Below are 21,049 nucleotides of genomic sequence, written 5' to 3' on the forward strand. Positions count from 1 at the left end.
AATTGCAATGCTGGGACATAAACGGATTCCGTCACGTGAAGGCGGAGTAGAGATCGTCGTGAAAGAGCTGGGAACGCGTATGGTGCGGCTCGGACATCAGGTGACATGCTTTAACCGGCGGGAGCATCATGTGAACAGAAAAGGATATGGCAGATGTAATCTTCATGAGTATAAGGGGGTCAGGATCCGGCCAGTGCCGACAGTTACCGGTAAGGGGCTGGCCGCAGTTTCTTCCTCGTTTTTCGCTTCTATATTTGCGGCTTTCGGAAGATTTGACGTAGTTCATTTCCATGCGGAAGGTCCCTGCGCCATGCTCTGGATTCCCAGACTGCTGGGGAGGCGGTGTATTGCCACTGTCCATGGTCTCGACTGGAAACGGCAGAAATGGGGAGCGTTTGCCAGAAATTACATCCGCTTCGGAGAAAAAATTGCGGTAAAATATGCTGATGAGATTATAGTGCTGAGCCGGGGAGCAAAAGAATATTTTCTCAAAGAATACGGAAGAGAAACTGTGCTTATTCCAAATGGAGTGGACCGGCATCGCAAGATAGAGGCAGAGCAGATCAACCAGTTGTTTGGTCTGAAGAAGGATGAGTATATCTTATTTCTGGGGCGTGTCGTTCCAGAGAAGGGGATCCGGTATCTGATCGAGGCATTCAGGACAGTTCATACGGAGAAGAAACTGGTCATTGCAGGCGGAAGTTCGGATTCCCAGGCTTTTATGAAGGAGATGCAGCGACTCGCCGGAGGCGACAGTCGGATCAGGTTCACCGGTTTTGTCGGGGGGAGAGTGCTTGCTGAGTTATTCAGTAATGCATATGTGTACTGTCTGCCCAGTGATTTGGAGGGAATGCCGCTCAGCCTTCTGGAAGCGATGAGCTATGGCTGCTGCTGTCTTACCTCGGATATTCCGGAATGTGCTGACGTAGTGGAAGACAGGGCTCTGACATTCCGGAAAGGCAGCGTAGATGATCTGAGAGAGAAGCTTCAGTTTCTCTGTGACCATCCGGACGTTGTGGGGCAATACAAGAGTGAGGCGGCGGATTATATCTGCGGCAGATTTGACTGGGATACTACGGTGAAGAAGACACTGGAGATATACAGAAGATGAAAAAGTATTATGGTTCGGCTGACGGACTTCGGACGATCGCCTGTATCGGGATCGTAATGATGCATGTGGCAGAGAACAGCACCTACTCGATACAGGGGTATTTATACGACACAGTAATTCCGTCTTTTACAGATTTTGTTTTTCTGTTTATGATGCTCTCTGCTTTTGGTATGTGCTGCGGGTATTACAATAAGATGCTGAGTGGGAAGATCAGTCTTTCAGAATTCTATGGGAGACGTTTTAAAAAGATCTTTCCCTTTTTTGCAGTTTTAGTGCTCCTGGATGTGGTAATGTCGCCATCGGCAGGATCATTCTGCGAGGGATTTGCTGATCTGACATTAATGTTCGGATTCCTTCCGGATCCCCGTAGCATTGCGGTTATCGGTGTGGGCTGGTTCCTGGGGCTGATATTTGTATTTTATATCTGTTTCCCGTTTTTTTGCGTGCTGATCGAGAACGGGAGGAGAGCCTGGACTGTATTCGGGCTCAGTGTGGTCTGGCATTTTATGTGCCTGTATTATTTTGGGGCAAGCCGGGCTAATGTCCTGTACAGCGCCTGCTTTTTCCTCGCCGGAGGTATGATCTATCTGTACAGAGAGCAGATTGAAAGATGGAATAAATGGGCGGCGGCAGGGCTTGTTCTGTCAGCGGCTGTGGTATATTATGTAATAGGAAGAAATACTGCGGCCTGTCTGGTACTGTCAGCTGCGTTCCTTATCTATGCTGTGTCAGATCAGGGAAAACTTTTGAACAACAGGATAACGAAGTTTATCGGCGGGATCAGCATGGAGCTCTATCTGTCTCATATGGTGGCCTTCCGGCTTGCTGAGAAGCTGAAACTTACTTCTGCATTGGGAGACGGCTGGGAACAGTATATTTTTTCAGTGATCATAGTGCTCTGCGGAGCTGCGGTATTTTCTCTCGTGCTTCAGAAAAGCTTAAAGAAACTTGGGGAAAAGGTTTCCGTGACAGGAAGAAAGATAACGGGACAAGAAGAAAGATAAGAGGTATGAGTGGAAAATGAGGATTCTCCTGATCAATAAATTCCTCCATCCGAATGGGGGATCGGAAACATATATATTTAAATTAGGCGACTCCCTGAAGGAGCAGGGGCATGAAGTACAGTACTTTGGAATGGAGCACGAGGGCAGATGTGTGGGAAACCGGGTGAACGTATATACCAGCGACATGGATTTTCATCAGGGATCTATGCTGGCCAAGCTGACCTATCCGGTCAAAACGATCTATTCCTCCGAGGCAAGGAAGAAGCTGAGGCTGGTGCTGGATGATTTCCGGCCGGATGTATGTCATATCAATAATTTCAACTATCAGCTGACGCCGTCCATGATCCTGGAGATTGCGAAATGGAGGAGAGAAAGCGGCAGGAAGTGCAGGATTGTATACACTGCCCATGACTATCAGCTTGTCTGTCCCAACCATATGCTGTATGATCCGAATACTCATGAGAATTGTGAGAAATGTCTGGGCGGTCATTTCCAGAACTGTTTCCGCGGCAGATGTATCCATGGCAGTCTGGCAAAGTCTGCTGTCGGTGCGGCGGAGGCCTTCTTCTGGAACAGCTGCGGAGTATATCGATATATAGATACAGTCATCTGCTGCAGCCGGTTCCTGAAGACGAAGATGGATACGAATCCGGTTTTTGCAGGGAAAACAGTAGTCTTGCATAATTTTGCTGATTGTGTGGAGAGGAGAAAAACAGAGAAAAAGGACTACGTACTTTATTTCGGCAGATTTTCAGAGGAAAAGGGAATCCGGACCCTTCTGCAGGTGTGCCGGGAACTTTCTGATATCCCATTTGTGTTTGCAGGCACGGGGCCGCTGGAGAGAGAAATCTCAGGAGCGGACAACATTAGAAACGCAGGCTTTCAGTCCGGAACGGCGCTGGAGACACTGATCCGTGAGGCAAGATTTACCGTATATCCGTCAGAATGGTACGAGAACTGTCCTTTCTCCGTTATGGAAAGTCAGCTTTATGGGACGCCGGTTCTGGGTGCGGATATGGGAGGTATCCCGGAGCTGATCCGGAACGGGGAGACAGGAGAACTGTTTACAGCTGGCGGCACAGAAGATCTGAAGGAAAAGATACGGAAGCTCTGGAGCGACAGGCAGCTGACGGATCAGTATGCAGAGAACTGTCTGAATCGTACGGACTTTGATACAGGTGACAGATACTGTGATAAGTTAATGAAAATCTATACAGGAAGGCGGAAGCCCTCCTCCGGGCATGAACATTCTAAAGGAGGGAGAAGAACAGGAACGCAGAAAAAAGGAAAAAGGATGAAAGAAAAGAAACTTAAAGACAAGAAGCTGAACGGAACGATTATTATTACATATCGCTGTAATGCACGATGTTCCATGTGCAATCGCTATAAGGCACCGTCCAGACCGGAAGAAGAAATATCGATCGAGACAATACGGAAGCTGCCTCGAATGTATTTTACCAATATCACCGGCGGCGAGCCGTTTATCCGGACGGATTTGAAGGATATCGTGAGGGAACTCTATAAGAAAAGCGACCGCATCGTGATCTCCACCAACGGTTTCTTCACAGACCGCATCGTGAATCTCTGCAAAGAATTCCCTGATATCGGTATTCGGATCTCTATTGAAGGAATGGAAAAGACGAATGATGAGATACGCGGGCTGCCGGACGGGTTCAAACGTGGATACCATACTCTTCAGGTTCTCCGCAGGATGGGGATGAAGGATGTAGGATTCGGCATGACAGTCCAGGACAGAAATGCACCGGATCTGGTGCCTCTCTACCGGATCTCTGACAGAACAGGGATGGAGTTTGCCACGGCCTCTCTTCACAACAGTTTTTATTTCGTTGAGACGAAAAATATCATACATGACCGTCCCATGGTAGCAAAGAATTTTGAAAAGCTGATTAATGAGCTTCTCCGCAGCAGAAGCCCCAAGAAGTGGTTCCGGGCGTATTTTAATCATGGCCTGATCAATTATATTTACGGCCAGAAGCGGCTCCTGCCATGCGATATGAGCTTTGATACCTTTTTCATCGATCCCTATGGAGACGTGATGCCCTGCAACGGTACGAAGGACAAGGAAGTGCTGGGCAATCTGAATACCCAGACATGGGAGGAACTGTGGAACAGTCCGGAAGCAGAAAGGGTTAGAAAAAAGGTGCGCTGCTGTGACCGGAACTGCTGGATGATTGGCTCTGTATCACCGGCTATGCACAAGTATATATGGGTGCCGGCATGGTGGGTGTTCCGGCATAAAGTGAAGGCGCTGTTTACGAAGAAGCCTTATTCCATGTATGAGAATAAGATCTGCAGAGATTACCGGGATGGCAAGGTGACGAAGGAAGAATTGGACAGGTGTAGCACATGTGATATGAAGGCGGCGGCATGCGATGGTCTGAGTGGGGCGAGCCGGGCGCAGCTGCACAGGAAAAGCGATGAGGACATGGCACAGTGAGAGACAAGATCGATTTTGTTATATTGTGGGTAGATGGGAATGATTCAAAATGGAAGCGCAGGAGGGCGTTTTTTTCCCCGGAAGAGAAGGACAACGGAAGCACAGAGAACCGGTTCCGGGACTGGGGGCTTCTGCGCTACTGGTTTCGAGGCGCAGAGTGTTTCGCCCCCTGGGTGAACCGGATCTTTTTCGTGACGGACGGACAGATTCCTCCATGGTTGAATCGGGAGCATCCCCGGCTCAGGATTGTCAGTCATGAAGAATATATTCCGCCACAGTATCTTCCCACATTCAATTCCAATGTGATCGAGCTCTGGCTGCACAGGATTCCAGAGCTGGCAGAGCAGTTCGTACTTTTTAATGACGACATGTATCTGATAGCCCCTGTGGCTTCGGAAGATTTTTTTCAAAAGGGGGTTCCCATGGAAACAGCTCTTCTGGATATGATAACCGCCACAGATCCGGAGGACTGCTTTCCGCACACGGAGCTGAATAATTTTGCACTGATCAACAGCCATTTTAACAAGAAAGACGTGCTCAGAAAACATGGCGGCAAGTTTTTCTCCATGCGGTACGGAGGAAATCTGATGCGCAACCTGCTTCTTAGTCCGTTCAAATACTTTTCCTGTTTTCGGGACTCACATCTTCCCACCTCCCATCTGAAAAGCACATTTACAGAGGTGTGGGAAGCGGAACCGGATGTGCTGGAGCAGTGTTCTGCGAACAGATTCCGCTCCAGATCGGATGTGAGCCATTGGCTTATGAAGGACTGGCGGATCTGCAAAGGAGAGTTCTGTCCGAGAAGTACAGGATGGGGACGGCATTTCGAACTGGGAATGGATAAAATTACAGAGATATGCCGGAGTATTGAGAGGCAGAAATACCGGGCAGTCTGTCTGAATGACAGTGCAGATGATATTGATTTCGAAGAGATCAGAGCCTGTCTGACGAAAAGTTTTGAGCGGCTGCTGCCTGAGCGCTCACAATATGAGGAGTTATAGATTATGAAGACAGTTACTATGCGGAATATTTTACTTATTTCATTCTGTATCATTCTTTTCGTTCTTCAGGACTGGTTCCAGCAGCATCTGGAAGTCTTTCAGTATGCAGATGAGCTGTTTGCTCTGCTGATCGTTCCGATGGCTGTTCTCCGGTTCCTCCAGAAGAAGCTTAAGATCAGCTGGACAAGGGAAAGAATCCTGTTTGCTATATTTCTGATTGTGTTCTGGGTCAGCGGATGGTGCGGATACTTTGTCTGGCACTATCAGCCTTTTGTGAATACGGCAAAGGATTCTTATGTGAATATCAAGTTTTTCCTGGCTGCGGGCGCTTCCTGGCTGATGTTTGCGTATGACGATCCGGATGAGGCGGAATCCGGCCGGCTGCGGCAGATCCTGTGGTATGTTGTCAATGCCGTTACGACAGTGCTTTTTGTACTTTGTATGGCTGACCTGTTTTTCGGGATATTTGACGCGGATATGCGAGGCGGACTGCGGGCGGTGAAGCTGTTTTACTCAGTCTATACGGTCCTGGTAGGAATCTGCGTGTTCCTCTGTGCGATCTGTCTCTGGATGTATGAAGAAAAGAGGAAGATGATCTTTATCCCTTTGGCCATGCTTGCTTTTATTATGGTCAGCACCAGGAGGGTCAAGGCCATGGGCGCACTTGCCTGCCTGGTCTTGATCTTTCTGGTCGTATTCAGAAACAGGAAGAAGAAACTGAGCAGAAAAGTAAAGATATTCGCTGCTGTTGTAGTAACTGTGGCAGGCGTCGCCGCCTTGTATCAGACAATCAGCTATTATTTTCTCATGGGAACAGAGTCTGCCCGGGCTGTGCTGACGATCGGAGCCCCGTTTATTGCGGCGGATCATTTCCCTTTTGGAACCGGGTGGGGGACATACGGGTCCGCATTTTCTATTGAACCATATTCTCCGGTATACGGCATGTACTGGATGGCAGGAATATGGGGGATATCCCAGTCCTATTCAAGCTTTGTGTCTGATACGTTCTGGCCGATGATTCTGGGACAATGCGGATATTTCGGCTTCGCAGCCCTGCTGGGCGCACTCTGGATCTTTATAAAGAAGGTTTTTGCACTCTGGGATTACAGATGTGATTTTGCGTCCACTCTGTTCTTGATCTTATATCTGCTCATATCAAGTACAAGCGAGTCGGCATTTGCCAATCCGGTGGCAGTGCCAATGGCGTTCTGGATTGGATTTGTTCTGGCGAGTCACCGAAAGGACAGAGAAGAGATCCGGGCATCTATTACAGAACGACGGAAGAAACGGATACGTTTAAGGCGACAAAGGAGAATGAGACGACGTGCAAATAAATCTGCTGAATAAATACAAAGAAATGCCCGCTGCGGTGCGGACGTCTGTCTGGTTTACCGTCTGCCAGTTCCTTCAGCGGGGACTCTCTTTTATAACGGTCCCGATCTTCACCAGACTGCTGACAACAGAGGAATACGGTATTTGTAACATTTACTTTGCCTGGTTCGATGTATTTATACTTTTTACGTCTCTGAAACTGCCTTATGAAGGGCTGAATAACGGTTTGATCCGTTATGAAGATGACAAGGACGGTTACACGTCATCCATCATGGGATTGATCTCTGTCCTGACTCTGTCAGCAGGCGGAGTGTATTTTTTGTTACATAAATGGATTGACCGGGCTACCGGGCTGAGCAGCTTTATCATGCTGCTGATGTTTATCCAGCTTATGTTCAACCCGCCTCTGATGCTATGGACGAACCGGGAGCGGTTTGATTTCCGGTACAGGAAACCGGTGGCGGTTACTGCAGTCAGCACTGTGCTGAACCTGTTTGTTACGGTTGTGGCTGTGATAAGTACAAGCTATAAGGCAGAAGCCCGGATCATAGGCACAGTATCCGTTCAGACTCTGTTTGGTGTAATATTTGCGGTCCTGCTCTTTGTCAGAGGGAAAACCTTTTTCAAAAAGGAATACTGGAGTTTTGCCCTGCGTTTTAATCTCCCTCTTATATTTTACTACGTTTCCCAGATCATCCTGAACCAGTCGGACCGGATCATGATTAATTATTATCAGGGCAGCGGCAAGGCGGCAGTGTACAGCGTGGCGTATTCTGCGGCGACTCTGATGCTTCTCGTCCTCTCATCCATAAACGGATCATTCAATCCGTGGATGTACAAAAAGCTGAAGGCTGGAAAGTACAGAGATGTTGGACAGACTGCGTCAATCGTATGTCTGCTCGTGGGAGGAGCTACCTTTGCCGTAAGTGCTCTGGCGCCGGATCTGATCAGGATACTGGCTACAGAGGAATATATGGAGGCTATCTGGATCATTGCTCCTGTTTCAGCCAGTGTATACTTTATCTTTCTGTATATGGTGTTTGCAAATGTGGAGATGTATTACGGAGAAAATAATGGAATATCTGTGATCTCGATCATCTGCTCTGTCCTGAACATTGTCCTGAATATGATCTTCATTCCGATGTTCGGATATTTTGCAGCGGGATGGACTACGCTGGTCAGTTATATGGTGCTGACACTGCTGCATTTTGTCCTGATGAAACGGGCGTGCCGACGTAAGGATCTTCCGGAGAAAGTCTTTCAGGAGAAAAACCTTCTGGCCATCAGTTCCGGTGTGATCCTGCTGTCATTTGCCGCGATGGGACTGTACCGGCTTCAGTATTTCCGCTACGCGGCGCTTGCAGCGACGCTGATCCTGGCGTTTGCTTTCCGGAAGAGGCTGATCACCGTGTTCCACCAGATAGGCAAAGGAGGTGCGGAGGATGAAGAGTGAACTCAATAAGAGTGGATCCAATGTAAGCAGGACCCTGGGACTTGGGTACTTTAATCTTGCCAGAGGACTGGGAATGGTCCTGATTGTTCTGGGACATTCCATAAACCTGTATCTGGAACCGCAGCCGACAGGAAGCGGGGAACTCTTTTCCGGAGCCGGCAGTGTGTTCGGAGGCGGGATCATGGCGGCATTTTTCATGATCAGCGGATACGGCTTCTATAAGAGAAAACCTCGGAAATGCTTTGTCATCCAGAGAAAACTGCTTCTCCTGCCATATTGTATTGTCGCTGCCGCTGTGATCATATCCAAATTCCTGCTGGCAGTGGTCCGTCATCGCTCCTTTATGGAGAACGGCGGCGAGTTTATCCTGACTTATCTGCTGGGACTGAATGCGGAAGGCGGAGGTACACTGTGGGGGATTCCGGTGGAATCTGTCAGTATTTTCTGGTTCGTGCTTGCGCTGTTCGGCGGCTGGCTGATCTATAACGGTATCGTACAGATAACTTCAGACAGATTACGTGTTCTCCTTACGGCGTCCTGTGTGATCCTGGGATATGTCCTGACACTGATCTCTAAAATATGGCCCTGTTGTCTGCCCATGGCCCTGATCGCAGTGGGATATCTCCATGCCGGAGCAGAACTGAAAGAGAGAGGACTTCTTGAAAAAGAAATATCATGGAAATGGTGGGGAGTTATTCTTGCATTAATACTGCTCTCGGCGGCATTTGGGCAGATCAGTATCGTAGCCTGTATGTGGAAGCTGGGACTGGCGGATGTGCTGGCTACATTCTGCACCGGATTCCTGTTCCTCAGAATATATGCCGCCTATATGAGAAGAGAACATACAGGCAAACTGATGGCAGTTCTGGAAGAGATTGGGTTTAATTCTATCTGGATCGTCTGCCTTCATGCCTATGAGAAGGTGATCTTCCCCTGGTACCGACTGACGGATGCTATGGCTTTCTGTCCGGCCGCCGGAGTATTGGTCTGCTTTGCCGCCAGATGCATTGTGATGTATATCATGTACAGGATCCTAATGTTCCTTCACCGGAAGCTGCAGCGGAAGAAAAGAGGGAAATTTGTTCTGGACTGAAACATAGTCTGGACTGATACAGAAATCGGGGAAGAAAGGAGTTAAAGATGACAGTGAAAACAGAACAGCCGAAAACCATGCGTGAAGTACTTGGAATGCTGGAAAGCAGGCTGAACGGGAAAAGGGTGTTCCGGTATATGGATGACAGCTGTATAACGGAGATTTCCGCCGAGAGATTTTTTCATGATATCAGGGCGGCGGCTGCTGTGCTGAGGAAAGGGAATCTGGCAGGCAGACATATCGGTATCATGGGGCGCAACAGCTATGGATGGCTTGTAAGCCTCTGTGCGGTATTCCGGACGGAATCAGCTGCCGTGCTTCTGGATCGTGAAATATCCTCTGGTGAACTCAGTGCCAGGTTGAGGAAGACTGACGTCAGCGGGATCATTTATGATTCTGTGGCTGCGGACACAGTCCGGGATGCAGACCTGACCGGCAGGATAACCGGAATCCCCATGGAAGAGCTGTTTGATGATGAGGAAGAGCGCGGCGGTGATCCAGCATCTCAAATGTCTGTGGTCTCATGGGAGAATTATGAGAAACAGGAAGGTCAGGGGAAATGCACAGCCGGACATTCCGGAGACAGCCTTGCATGCATTTTTTTCACATCAGGAACAACGGGAGAGAGCAAAGCCGTCATGATGTCCGAGCGGGGGCTTACAGCAGGAATCTGCCACAGGATCAATAACAGGGGATTCCATTCTCTTCTGGCTGTCCTGCCTTTTCATCACCTTTCCGGGTTCTCTTCTGTGCTGAACGCGCTGTATCTGGGAGCGGAGGTTTGTATCGCAACAGATATCAAGTATTTTTACCGATATCTGGAAGCTATGAAACCGGACTATGTATTTGTAGTGCCTTCCATGCTCCGTATGCTCGCAAGAAAATTGAAAAACGGAGGCCCCAATGGCAGAAATCTGGGATGGGATCTCCACCTGATCAACTGTGGGGGCGCTGATTTCCGCCCGGAGTTCCTGCAGATGCTTCTGGAGAGGAATATTACTGTTCTCCAGGGATATGGAGCATCCGAGGCGGGTGCCATCGGCTTCCTCTGGGAGATGACGCCGGAACGGCCGGATACGATAGGTAAGCCTCCGGCTGAGATAAAAGCCAGGATCATAGATGGAGAGCTATATGTAAAGAGCGATGCGGTGATGACCGGATACTATGGAGATGAAGAGGAGACGATGAAAGTACTGCATGACGGATGGTATGCCACAGGCGACCTCTGCCGGATGGACGAGGAAGGATTCCTCTATCTTACCGGACGCAGAAAAAATCTGATCGTACTTGCTAATGGCGAGAATATCAGCCCGGAAGAGATCGAACGAAAGCTGTTGTATGAATACGATGATATCAGTGATGTGGTAGTATGTGCGGAAGGAGATCTGATCACCGCTCAGGTGTATCCCGGTTATCCGGACGGGTGTACGGCGAAAGAAAAAACAATAATACAGGAACGGATCCGGGAAGAGATCAGGCAGTATAACGAGAGTGAACCTGTCTATCGGCAGATCATGAAGATATGTTTCCCGGAAGGACCTGCCGGGAAGACAAGCAGCGGGAAACTGCTGCGCCGCAGGGTTCAGGAGGAACAGAAAGATGAGCATTGAGGAACTGAAGCAGAAGATACTGGAAGTTATCGCAGAATCTACCGAGTCTGATCTGGAACTGACAGAAGATACTACATTATATGAAGAGATGGGACTTGCCTCGGTAGAGGCCTATGTGCTGCTGAGCGATCTGGAAGAGGAGTTCGGAGTCAGGATCCCGGCGTCTGCACTTCGAAATGTAAGGACAACAGGGGACTTGTGCTCATTGGTGATACGCAAAATGACGTAACAGGATTTTATTGCTTTTAAATTGTGTATAAAATGTAATACAGGGGCTGAAGTGGTGGAAAAACCATGAAGTTTTTACTTGATATTTTGAAACCTTAGTGGTAATCTTACATTGATATATCTCTTCTGATATGCAGAGGGAATTTGCGCCTTTTTCAGTCATCTTGTATATGAGGAGTGGGGTATAAGTATGCTTTGCCTGAAATATTCCTGTCAGGCGGAGCGTAAATTCATTGAAGGGAGAAGTGAAGATGAAGAGGAATTCAAAACGGTTTCTGAGTCTGTTTCTCGCCGTTCCGATGACACTGAGCCTTATGTCTATGCCGGTCAGCGCCGCTCCGACTGGTTCTGCTGATCAGCAGGTCCAGGAAGAGACAGCTGCGCCGGAGACGTCTGAGGACACGCAGGAAGATGCCGATACGGACACGGCGGAAGAGACCCAGGACAGTGCTGCCGGAGCGGATCAGGAGTCATCTCGTACAGAGACGGACACGGAGACCTCAGCGGCAGATAATGCAGGAGAAGATGCTGAGATCAGTATCAACCTGGAAGACAGTCTGACAACATTCACAGTAGATGCTTCCAAGATCGAGGCGCCGGAGATCACTCCGAATGAAATGCAGCTCAGTGAAGAGGAGCTGGATGCAGTTGACACGAGCGATCCGGAAATCGCTACTATTGAGGAAGAACTGAAAAGTATCAAGGTACTTGATGCTGAAGGCAATTCCGTTGCACTGACAGATGAGCAGATCCAGACAGTTCTGGGAATGTACACTGAGTACCAGCAGCAGTGGCAGGCCAACGCAGACGTTCTTGGTGTGCAGAGCCCGTTCTATCTGATGTTTAATGATAATGGAGAGGACGGTCTTGGAGTGCTGGGAGAGATGCTTTGTCTGGCAGGCGTTTCTGTTGAAGATGTAAGATCTGGAAACTATTCCTATGATGATCTGACCGGTATGATCATGAACTTCCTGTATGGTGATCAGTTCGCCATCGAGTATTATGCAGGTACAATCAGAACGAAGAGAGATGAAGCTCTGAAGGCAGTTGAGGATTCAGGCGCCCAGACAGATGTTCAGAAGATCATGGCCTTGAACTCATGGCTGGCTCAGAACAGCAGCTTTGATATGTCTTATATCATGAACCAGATGGATCCGGAGAATCCGATCATGGCAGCTGAAGAGCCGCAGCAGCATGAGTATTATGATGAGATCTATGCGGCGATGGAAGAAGTATATCGTCCGCAGATTGAGAAACAGTTCCAGTCTCAGTTTAAAGCGGTTGCAGAGCAGCAGGTTTCTCTTGCAATTTATCAGAATGCAATCAAACAGATATTGATGGGAAATGGATCATCGGAAGAAGAGGCAGATGCGTACTTACAAGAACATGCAGCTGAGATTTCTGAAAATCCCCATGAGTTCATTGCGGCTAATTTCGGTGGAGAAGAGGTTGCTGCCGGGGTTGATGAGCAGGTGAACGCATTTCTTCAGTCTGAAGATGGACAGGCGGCTGTTGATCAGGCATATACTACGATCATGGATACACAGATCCCGGATCTTGGCAATATGACTCCGAACCAGGCGATTGAAGTTTACGTCGAGCAGGCGGCTTCCGGTCTGACAAATGGTATCCTCGGCTACTGGGAAGGCAACCACATTGGCGCTCTTGCAGAAGGCAAAGCCGTATGTATGGGATATGCAAAGGCTTTTGCTTATCTGATGCAGTGCATGTATCCGGAATACTACCTGAAGGATGGAGCTACAGATATCACAGTTGCTGAAAATTGGAAGACAGCATCAGAGCTTTACTATGATGAGGAAGGCAATCTGGATATCGACCAGGATTACAATGTTGACCTTGTAAGAATTACTTTCGATGCAGCGGTAAGCATGTATGGTATTCCGCAGCCTGATTTCAGTTCAGATCATTTCTGGAATGCAGTTAAGGTGGATGGAAAATGGTATTATGTAGACCCCTGCTATACTGATGTATTCTCAGAGGTTATGAACCGTGACCGTGTTGAGACGGACGGTTATATGAATCATACATACTTTATGATCAGCCATAGTTCTCTCGCAGAGATGTTTGATGGAAACTATAAAGAGATCAAGACGTTGTATGCGGATTGCACCGGATCTACAGTGAATGCAGATTATACAAGCTCTGATTATGAAGGCAGCTGGGTAACCCGCGCTGTCAGCAATGTATATTCTGACGGTACTTACATGTATTATATGTATGACTCCACAGATATGCTTGATATGCTGAGACAGTTTAATGACAGCGAAGGCAATTACCAGGATATGGACATCGAAGATGCGGTATACAAGATAGTACGCCATCAGATGGACGGCGATGATATGGGAGATGGAGACGAAGATTATGAAACTCTCATTGATTTTAACTCCGATGAATCTGGTTCTGTAATGGTGCGGAATGCAGAGGGCGAGATGGTAGCCAATGAGATGCTTACAGAGCTGTATGCGCAGTTCGTGGAAGAACAGTCCGTTTATCCGGCAATTCATACGACACCTGTCCTGTATGAAGGAAAGCTTTATTTCAACGTTTCTAACTGTATCCTGAGCTATGACCTTGAATCCGGTGAGGTTGTCAAGGTGAAAGAATACAATACAGTAAGCGCCACAAGAGATAAAACAGAAGTATTCGGCGCTATGGCTTTCGACGTAGTTGATAATGCGGAAGGCGCTGATTTCACATTTGAGAATCATCCGATCGCCGGCATGACGCTGAAGGGTGATACGCTGTACGTTGATATTGCGACAAATCTTTCTTATATTGCAGGAAAAGCTGATCTTTATGATTATGCGAGTGAGGGTTATGGATATGCATATGAAGAAAGCAACTATAATCCGAATTACAATGAGTTCTCAGCTCAGATGATGGAGGATCAGGGTATCTCCGATGATATGCTTGAGCAGCTGGGATACAAGCGTGAGATTAATGACAACTCGGAATTCATGTGGGTTGCAAATGCGGTTGAAACTATGGATATGGGCCATTTCGCAGGAACATCTCACACATATGAAGACGTGACAGTAGATGCTTACTGCGGCCGTGACGGATATACAGAGAGCCGCTGTACAGAGTGCGGCGCAATTGAAGCGGACAGCCGTGTGCCAGAGGAAGGCACAGCGCACACTCATCACTATCTGCTGTATCAGGAAAAGTACTATACGACAGAGGATGATGTTACAAGCGAGACAGATCCGAGTACTGTAACCTGGAATTCTGGCGAATCCTATGTCTGCGCAGAGTGTGGTTTCCACATCAGCGAGCCTACAGAGCCGAAGAAGAATGGCTTTGTAACAGATGAGGAATATGAAGAGCAGCTTGCTGAGTACGAGAAGAATAAAGAAATTTATGATGAGGCTGTTAAAACGGCAGGACATACTTATGAGGCGGCAGATGCTAAGTGGAGCGATGACTGCTCAACAGTAACATTCTCCAACCTTGTTTGTTCTGCTATCTGTGAAGAAAGAAAGGAAACACTGGATCTGCTGCGTAATGATAACACTATTTCTGTAACTCTTGATACACCGGAGACAGCAGAGGCTACACTTACTTCTTCGGAAGGAGAATGTACAGAAGGGGCAACAGCAACTTATACGGCAGAAGGCGAAGTGAACGGCATCAAGTATTCATTAAGTACTACGAAGCAGCTGGATCCCGGTCAGCATCCTTATGTCGGTGTGTTTACATGGACCGAGGTTACTAATGATGACGGCAGTATCATTGGTTATACGGCAACAGCGACAGCAACCTGTTCTTCGTGTGGCGATAAGCACGAAAATATTGAGGCTGAAGTCGTAAAAGATGAAGAAAACAGCAAGCCGGCAACAGATGAAGAGGATGGAAAAGATATTTATGTTGCAACTGCTGTCATTACAGATGAGAACGGAGAGGTGCTTGGAACCGTAACTGAGACAAAAGAAGTTATTATTCCGGCAACCGGTCAGGACGTTGAAGATGACTTTACCGGTCTTAGAAAGATGGATGACGGCGTATGGTACTACTTTGTAAACGGAGTAGTTCAGACAGAATACACCGGACTTGTAAAGCATACGAGCGGTACATGGTATTATGTAGTGAATGGAGTTATCGACTTCGAAGCAACTGGTCTGTATAAGCACTCAAGCGGCAGCTGGTACTATGTAAAAGACGGAAAGATGCAGAGCAACTATACCGGACTTGTAAAGCATACGACAGGCAGCTGGTACTATGTAGTGAAGGGTAAGATTGACTACAGTGCGACAGGTCTGTTCAAACACGTCAGCGGCAGCTGGTACTATGTAAAAGAGGGAAGAATGCAGAGCAGCTATACTGGACTTGTGAAGCATACGACAGGCAGCTGGTACTATGTCGAAAAAGGTAAAATTAATTACGACAAGACAGGTCTGATCAAACATGTCAGCGGCACATGGTATTATGTAGTAGGCGGCAGGATGCAGAGTAACTATACCGGACTTGTAAAACATACGACAGGCAGCTGGTATTATGTTGAAAAAGGAAAGATGATGAGTAATTATACCGGCCTTGCGAAACATACAAGCGGCACATGGTACTATGTTGTAAACGGAAAATGGAACTCATCCTATAATGGAACTACAGTTTATAATGGAAAGACTTATACAGTCAGACAGGGAAAGAAAGTATAACTTATGACAGAGTTAATAAAATCGGGCTTTTAACTGATTTTACTGACAGATTCCGGTTGACTGAATATTAGTGAAAATGGTTAGATTGCATGAAAGTGGAATCTAACCATTTTTCATAGGAGGATATAAAGCAATGAAAAAAATCAGAAGAAAGACTGCTCTTCTTCTTGCTGCTGCGCTTGCCTTTTCGCAGGTTGCCTGTGTTCAGGCAGCCGGAAACATCGGTTCGGATATGACCGGAACCGGCAAAGCGGATGGAACATATGTTATGGAAGAAACATATGTAAATCCGCTTTATGAAGATGTTGTGACAGAATCTGAGCTAAAGACAGTTACGGCAGGAAGTAATGAGAACGGGATCGCTCTTTACAGCGACATCGATGACGGACAGATTAGTGAAGAAGAATATGCAGATACCATTGAAGAAGCTGCCGAAGTAATCCGAGAGGGCATGAAAAAGAGGGAGCAGACTGTTAGTGTGCATTACAAAACACCGGAAGAACCAACAAAAGCTTTATTGCGTGAAATCGCCGCTCAGGCGTTGATCCATACAGGCATACCTGATGAAGGAGATTATCTTCAATGGCAGTATGCCGGCTGGGACTGCAGCGGACAGGGGCAGGTTTTGGAAAATATGTATTATATGACCTTTACATATACATATACTTATTATACAACATATGAGCAGGAAAGCGTTGTTGATGAGCAGGTCCGGGCGGTCCTTGATAAACTGGATGTGTATGACAGCAGTGAATATGAAAAGGCAAAAGCTGTTTATGACTATATATGCGATACGGTATCTTATGATTATGACAATCTGGATAATAGCGATTATAAACTGAAATATACGGCATATGCAGCGTTGATGGATCATAAGGCTGTCTGTCAGGGCTATGCATTGCTGTATTACCGTATGGCTTTGGAACTGGGACTGGACAGCCGTGTTATATCCGGAACCGGAAACGGAGATGCACATGGCTGGAATATTGTGTGCCTGGACGGTTTGTATTACGATCTGGATACCACATGGGACGCGGGGAACACCGAATACAGTTATTTTCTGAAATGTGAGGCGGATTTCTCAGATCATATCCGGGATGCAGAATATATGACAGATGAGTTTAACGCTGCATATCCTATGTCACCTGTAAGTTATGTCATAAAGGATGATGAAGAAAATCCGGATGATGGAGATGATGCGGATGATGGAGAAAATCCGGATGATGGAGAAAATCCGGACGAAGGAAATAATCCGGATGAAGGAGAAAACCCGGATGATTTTACCGGCCTTCGAAAGATGGACGATGGTGTATGGTATTATTTTGTGAACGGCGCAGTTCAGAACGATTATACCGGCCTTGTAAAATATACGTCAGGCAGTTGGTATTACGTAGAAAACGGCAGGATCGACTATGGAAAGACAGGACTGATTAAACATGTAAGCGGCAGTTGGTATTATGTGGAAAAAGGCAGGATGCAGAGCAATTATACCGGCCTTGTAAAGCATACGACAGGCAGTTGGTACTATGTAGTGAAGGGTAAGATTGATTACAGCGCGACAGGACTGATCAAACACGTCAGCGGCAGCTGGTACTATGTAAAAGAGGGCAGGATGCAGAGCAGTTATACCGGCCTTGTAAAGCATACAACAGGCAGCTGGTATTATGTGGAAAAAGGAAGAATGAAGAGTAATTATACCGGTCTTGCCAGGCATACTTCCGGAACATGGTATTATGTAGTTAAGGGAAAATGGAACTCTTCATATAATGGGATTGTAAAATATAACGGAAAAAGTTATAATGTCAGACAGGGCAGAAAAGTCTGATCTTATATACATTGGACTGAACAGCACTTCAAGATAAAATGAAGGAGATCTGATTCTTGAATCTCCGATAGGAGGTAGCAGATTGCATAATAGTATTTCCGGTGGCTGGCTGAAACATTGGGATTTTATGATTCTGGATACGTTGTTTATACAGGTTTCCTATATTTTGGCATATATGCTGAGAAATGGATTTGAAAATCCATATGCGTCAGAGCTTTATCTGAATATAGGAGTCATGCTTTTTCTTGTCGGTATCTGTGCAGGATTCTTTCTTGAGAATTACAGCGGGATCCTGAGGAGAGGATATTTTCAGGAGTTTAAAGCTGTTCTGAAATATATGTTTACAATATGTGTATTTATAATGTTTTATTTATTTCTGTCGAAAAACAGCAGGGATTACTCGCGCATATCTTTTCTGGTTTTTGTGTTCGGTGCGGTTTTTATTATATACCTTGAGCGGATTTTCTGGAAAATGTATGTCCGGAAGCACAGAAGTGTAAACTTTAATCAGACGGCGCTACTTATACTTACTTCAGCCGATATTGCGGAACAGGTGATCACTACAGTTAAAAAGAATTCTTATAACGAACTCAGGATTGTGGGGATTGTTCTGGTAGATCAGGATGACATCATTGGCAAAAAGATTGCTGGCGAATACGTAGTTTGTACGAAACAGGAGCTCTTTGATTATATCCGGAATAAATGGATTGATGGAATACTTGTAAATGTAAAGGATAAGTCGAAGATTCCTAAAGATCTTGAAGATATCTGTATCCAGATGGGAGTGACTGTTTATCAGAAACTTACTGAACCCGAGAATGATATTTATACTCCGAAAATTGAGAATTTTGCGGGATATGTGGTAATGTCTTCGGGAATCAGTTCTGCAAGTGTAGGTGAGCGCTTCCTGAAGAGATTGATGGATATTGTCGGCGGACTGTTGGGGCTTGCAGTTACAGGTATACTTTTCCTGTTTATCGCTCCGACGATCAAGGCTCTTTCTCCAGGACCGGTAATCTTTTCCCAGATCCGTATAGGAAAGAACGGCAGACAGTTTAAGATATATAAGTTCCGAAGCATGTATATGGATGCTGAAGATAGAAAAAAGGAACTGGAAGCAAAGAATCAGATGCAGGGGAATATGTTTAAGCTTTATGATGATCCCAGGATCATCGGCAGTGGACCGGATGGAAAACGTCACGGTCTGGGGCGGTTTCTTCGGAAGACATCGATTGACGAATTTCCACAGTTCTGGAATGTTCTGAAGGGAGACATGAGCCTGGTAGGGACGAGACCTCCTACTTTGGATGAATGGGAGAAGTATCAGTATCATCACAGGGGGAGACTGGCCATGAAGCCGGGAGTAACGGGAATGTGGCAGGTGAGCGGAAGAAGTAACATTACAGATTTTGAAGAAATTGTCAAGATGGATATGGAATATATCCAGAACTGGGATATTGGACTTGACATAAAAATATTATTGAAAACATTTTGCGTAGTATTGAGAGGAGAAGGGGCAGCGTAATAAGATACTGTAGACAATGAAACCGGAAATAATAAAATATACAAAAAGGGGAGAAGCCTCTATGGAGAACATGTATAAAAGAAAACACGGAAAAAAGGGTAAGAGAAAACATAAGGGGCTTACTGTATACAGAAAAGTCGGCTATTCATTTGTCTCTATCTATGCAGTGGCGGCAGTTGTGCTGCTTTCGTTTCTGGCTGGGACAGATATGTTTCCCGGTTTATATCTTGCTGCATTGGGAGGGGGGTTACTTGTTCTCGGCGTCCTAACGGGTGTTATACAGAAATGGAAGACATCTTCAGTGATCGCGGATGTAATCTGTACAATCCTAACGGCGGCATGTATTGCCGGGTGTGTGTATATTGACAAGATGGATTCAACGATTCGGGATGTGGCCACAGTGTCTGCTTCTACAGATGTGATCGGCGTTTATGTAATGGATGCGGATCCCGCGCAGGAACTCGCAGATGTGGCAGATTATCAGTTCGGGATCGCCACAGCTATTGACCGGACGAACACAGATAAAGCAATGGACGAGATCACGTTTACTATTGGAAAGAATCCTGCGGTTACCGAGTATGGAGATGTATTTGCACTTTTGGATGCACTGAACAACGGAGAGGCCGGGGTTATTGTCGTTAACAGCGCTTATATTTCTACGGCGTCAGAAGCTGAGAATTATGCATGGGCAGAAGAAGGGCTTCGGGAGATTGCCTCTTTTACTTATGAAAGTGCTGATGGAGGCAGCGAGACTGTCACATCTCAGCCGGATGCAGGTTCCAATTCTTTTATCATGTATCTGAGCGGAATTGACACGTATGGGGGCATTTCGACACGTTCCAGAAGCGACGTGAATATTCTTGCAGTTGTAAATACGGAAACGAAGGATATTCTTCTGCTTTCGACGCCGCGTGATTATTATATCAGTTATTCTGAAACCAGAGGGGCTAGGGACAAGCTTACACATGCAGGCATTTATGGGATAAATGCATCCATTGACGCTCTGGAACAGCTGTATGATGTAGATGTAAACTATTATCTCCGTGTAAATTTCTCAGGATTTATAGATATTATCAATGCGCTTGGAGGTGTTGATGTCAATTCTGATTACGACTTTACGGCAAGAGGTACAGAGATCCACCAAGGGAAAAATCATTTGACCGGTGAAGAGGCACTTTCTTTTGCCAGAGAGCGTTATAGTTTTAAAGATGGAGATTTCCAGAGAGGACGGAACCAGATGGAAGTGATTCGTGCAGTGATCCAGAAAGCGGCATCGTCTTCGCTCCTGACAAACTATATGAGTGTGATGAACGCAGTAGCTGGAAGTTTTGAGACAAATATGAGTCAGGAAGAAATATCTGATCTTGTCAAAATGCAGCTTTCAGATATGGCAAGCTGGAATATCACGTCCTATACAGCGGAGGGGCAGGTTTCTAGCGCTGAAACTTATTCCATGCCCGGTCAGACGCTTTCAGTAGTTATTCCGGATGAAAGCAGTGTGAAAGAGGCGAAGAATATGATTACAGATGTCATAGAGGGAACGGCACAGTGACGGGAAAGTATCGAAAGAGAATGATCCGACCTGAAATTTCTTGATTTCCTGGAACAAACAGTCTAACAGAGTTTTGGGGGCAGATAAATTCCTTTGGTTTTTTGTCTTATTTTAGAGCGAAAAAGGAATGATAGCCCCTTTTTTATTCCATTTTTGAATGGTGGGTCCACAGGCAGGTTAC

The 21,049-nt window shown here is 46.5% G+C and carries 13 protein-coding genes and 1 pseudogene; all 14 read left to right on the plus strand.

The window, feature by feature from the left end:
- Window positions 1-7: 7 nt before the first annotated feature.
- The gene (locus tag FNY66_RS00500) at window positions 8-1,111 is read left to right on the plus strand and encodes a glycosyltransferase family 4 protein (protein WP_150310108.1); all 1,104 of its coding nucleotides are present in this window, start codon (window positions 8-10) and stop codon (window positions 1,109-1,111) included.
- Complete coding sequence (locus FNY66_RS00505) at window positions 1,108-2,115, plus strand: acyltransferase family protein (protein WP_150309967.1); 1,008 nt, start codon at window positions 1,108-1,110, stop codon at window positions 2,113-2,115. Before FNY66_RS00500 ends, FNY66_RS00505 begins: the two co-directional genes overlap by 4 nt.
- 16 nt (window positions 2,116-2,131) lie before the next feature.
- Window positions 2,132-3,253, plus strand: a pseudogene (locus FNY66_RS16075) (glycosyltransferase); the annotation flags it as partial.
- A gap of 156 nt (window positions 3,254-3,409) precedes the next feature.
- Window positions 3,410-4,573, plus strand: coding sequence for a radical SAM protein (locus FNY66_RS16080; protein WP_229409413.1), 1,164 nt, complete (start codon window positions 3,410-3,412; stop codon window positions 4,571-4,573).
- Window positions 4,570-5,574, plus strand: coding sequence for a Stealth CR1 domain-containing protein (locus FNY66_RS00515; RefSeq protein ID WP_150309969.1), 1,005 nt, complete (start codon window positions 4,570-4,572; stop codon window positions 5,572-5,574). Before FNY66_RS16080 ends, FNY66_RS00515 begins: the two co-directional genes overlap by 4 nt.
- A 3-nt stretch (window positions 5,575-5,577) precedes the next feature.
- Window positions 5,578-6,921: a hypothetical protein gene (locus tag FNY66_RS00520; RefSeq protein ID WP_150309970.1), complete on the plus strand. Its 1,344-nt coding sequence runs from the start codon at window positions 5,578-5,580 to the stop codon at window positions 6,919-6,921.
- A complete protein-coding gene (locus FNY66_RS00525; RefSeq protein WP_150309971.1) occupies window positions 6,899-8,359 on the plus strand; it encodes a lipopolysaccharide biosynthesis protein in 1,461 nt (486 codons plus the stop codon). Before FNY66_RS00520 ends, FNY66_RS00525 begins: the two co-directional genes overlap by 23 nt.
- A complete protein-coding gene (locus FNY66_RS00530) occupies window positions 8,349-9,452 on the plus strand; it encodes an acyltransferase family protein (protein ID WP_150309972.1) in 1,104 nt (367 codons plus the stop codon). Before FNY66_RS00525 ends, FNY66_RS00530 begins: the two co-directional genes overlap by 11 nt.
- Before the next feature lie 47 nt (window positions 9,453-9,499).
- A complete protein-coding gene (locus FNY66_RS00535; RefSeq protein WP_150309973.1) occupies window positions 9,500-11,062 on the plus strand; it encodes a class I adenylate-forming enzyme family protein in 1,563 nt (520 codons plus the stop codon).
- Window positions 11,052-11,291: an acyl carrier protein gene (locus FNY66_RS00540; RefSeq protein ID WP_087151008.1), complete on the plus strand. Its 240-nt coding sequence runs from the start codon at window positions 11,052-11,054 to the stop codon at window positions 11,289-11,291. Before FNY66_RS00535 ends, FNY66_RS00540 begins: the two co-directional genes overlap by 11 nt.
- Window positions 11,292-11,541: 250 nt before the next feature.
- Window positions 11,542-15,966, plus strand: coding sequence for a hypothetical protein (locus FNY66_RS00545; protein ID WP_150309974.1), 4,425 nt, complete (start codon window positions 11,542-11,544; stop codon window positions 15,964-15,966).
- Window positions 15,967-16,099: 133 nt separating this feature from the next.
- Complete coding sequence (locus FNY66_RS00550) at window positions 16,100-17,791, plus strand: transglutaminase domain-containing protein (RefSeq protein WP_150309975.1); 1,692 nt, start codon at window positions 16,100-16,102, stop codon at window positions 17,789-17,791.
- Window positions 17,792-17,873: 82 nt separating this feature from the next.
- Window positions 17,874-19,316 (plus strand): sugar transferase, encoded by a 1,443-nt coding sequence (locus FNY66_RS00555; RefSeq protein ID WP_229409400.1) that lies wholly within the window; start codon window positions 17,874-17,876, stop codon window positions 19,314-19,316.
- Between the two features lie 61 nt (window positions 19,317-19,377).
- Window positions 19,378-20,868, plus strand: a complete 1,491-nt coding sequence (locus FNY66_RS00560) for an LCP family protein (protein ID WP_190324737.1) — start codon at window positions 19,378-19,380, stop codon at window positions 20,866-20,868.
- Window positions 20,869-21,049: the final 181 nt, after the last annotated feature.

Origin of the sequence: Mediterraneibacter catenae, from assembly GCF_008691045.1 — a bacterium.
GTDB lineage: Bacteria > Bacillota > Clostridia > Lachnospirales > Lachnospiraceae > Mediterraneibacter > Mediterraneibacter ornithocaccae.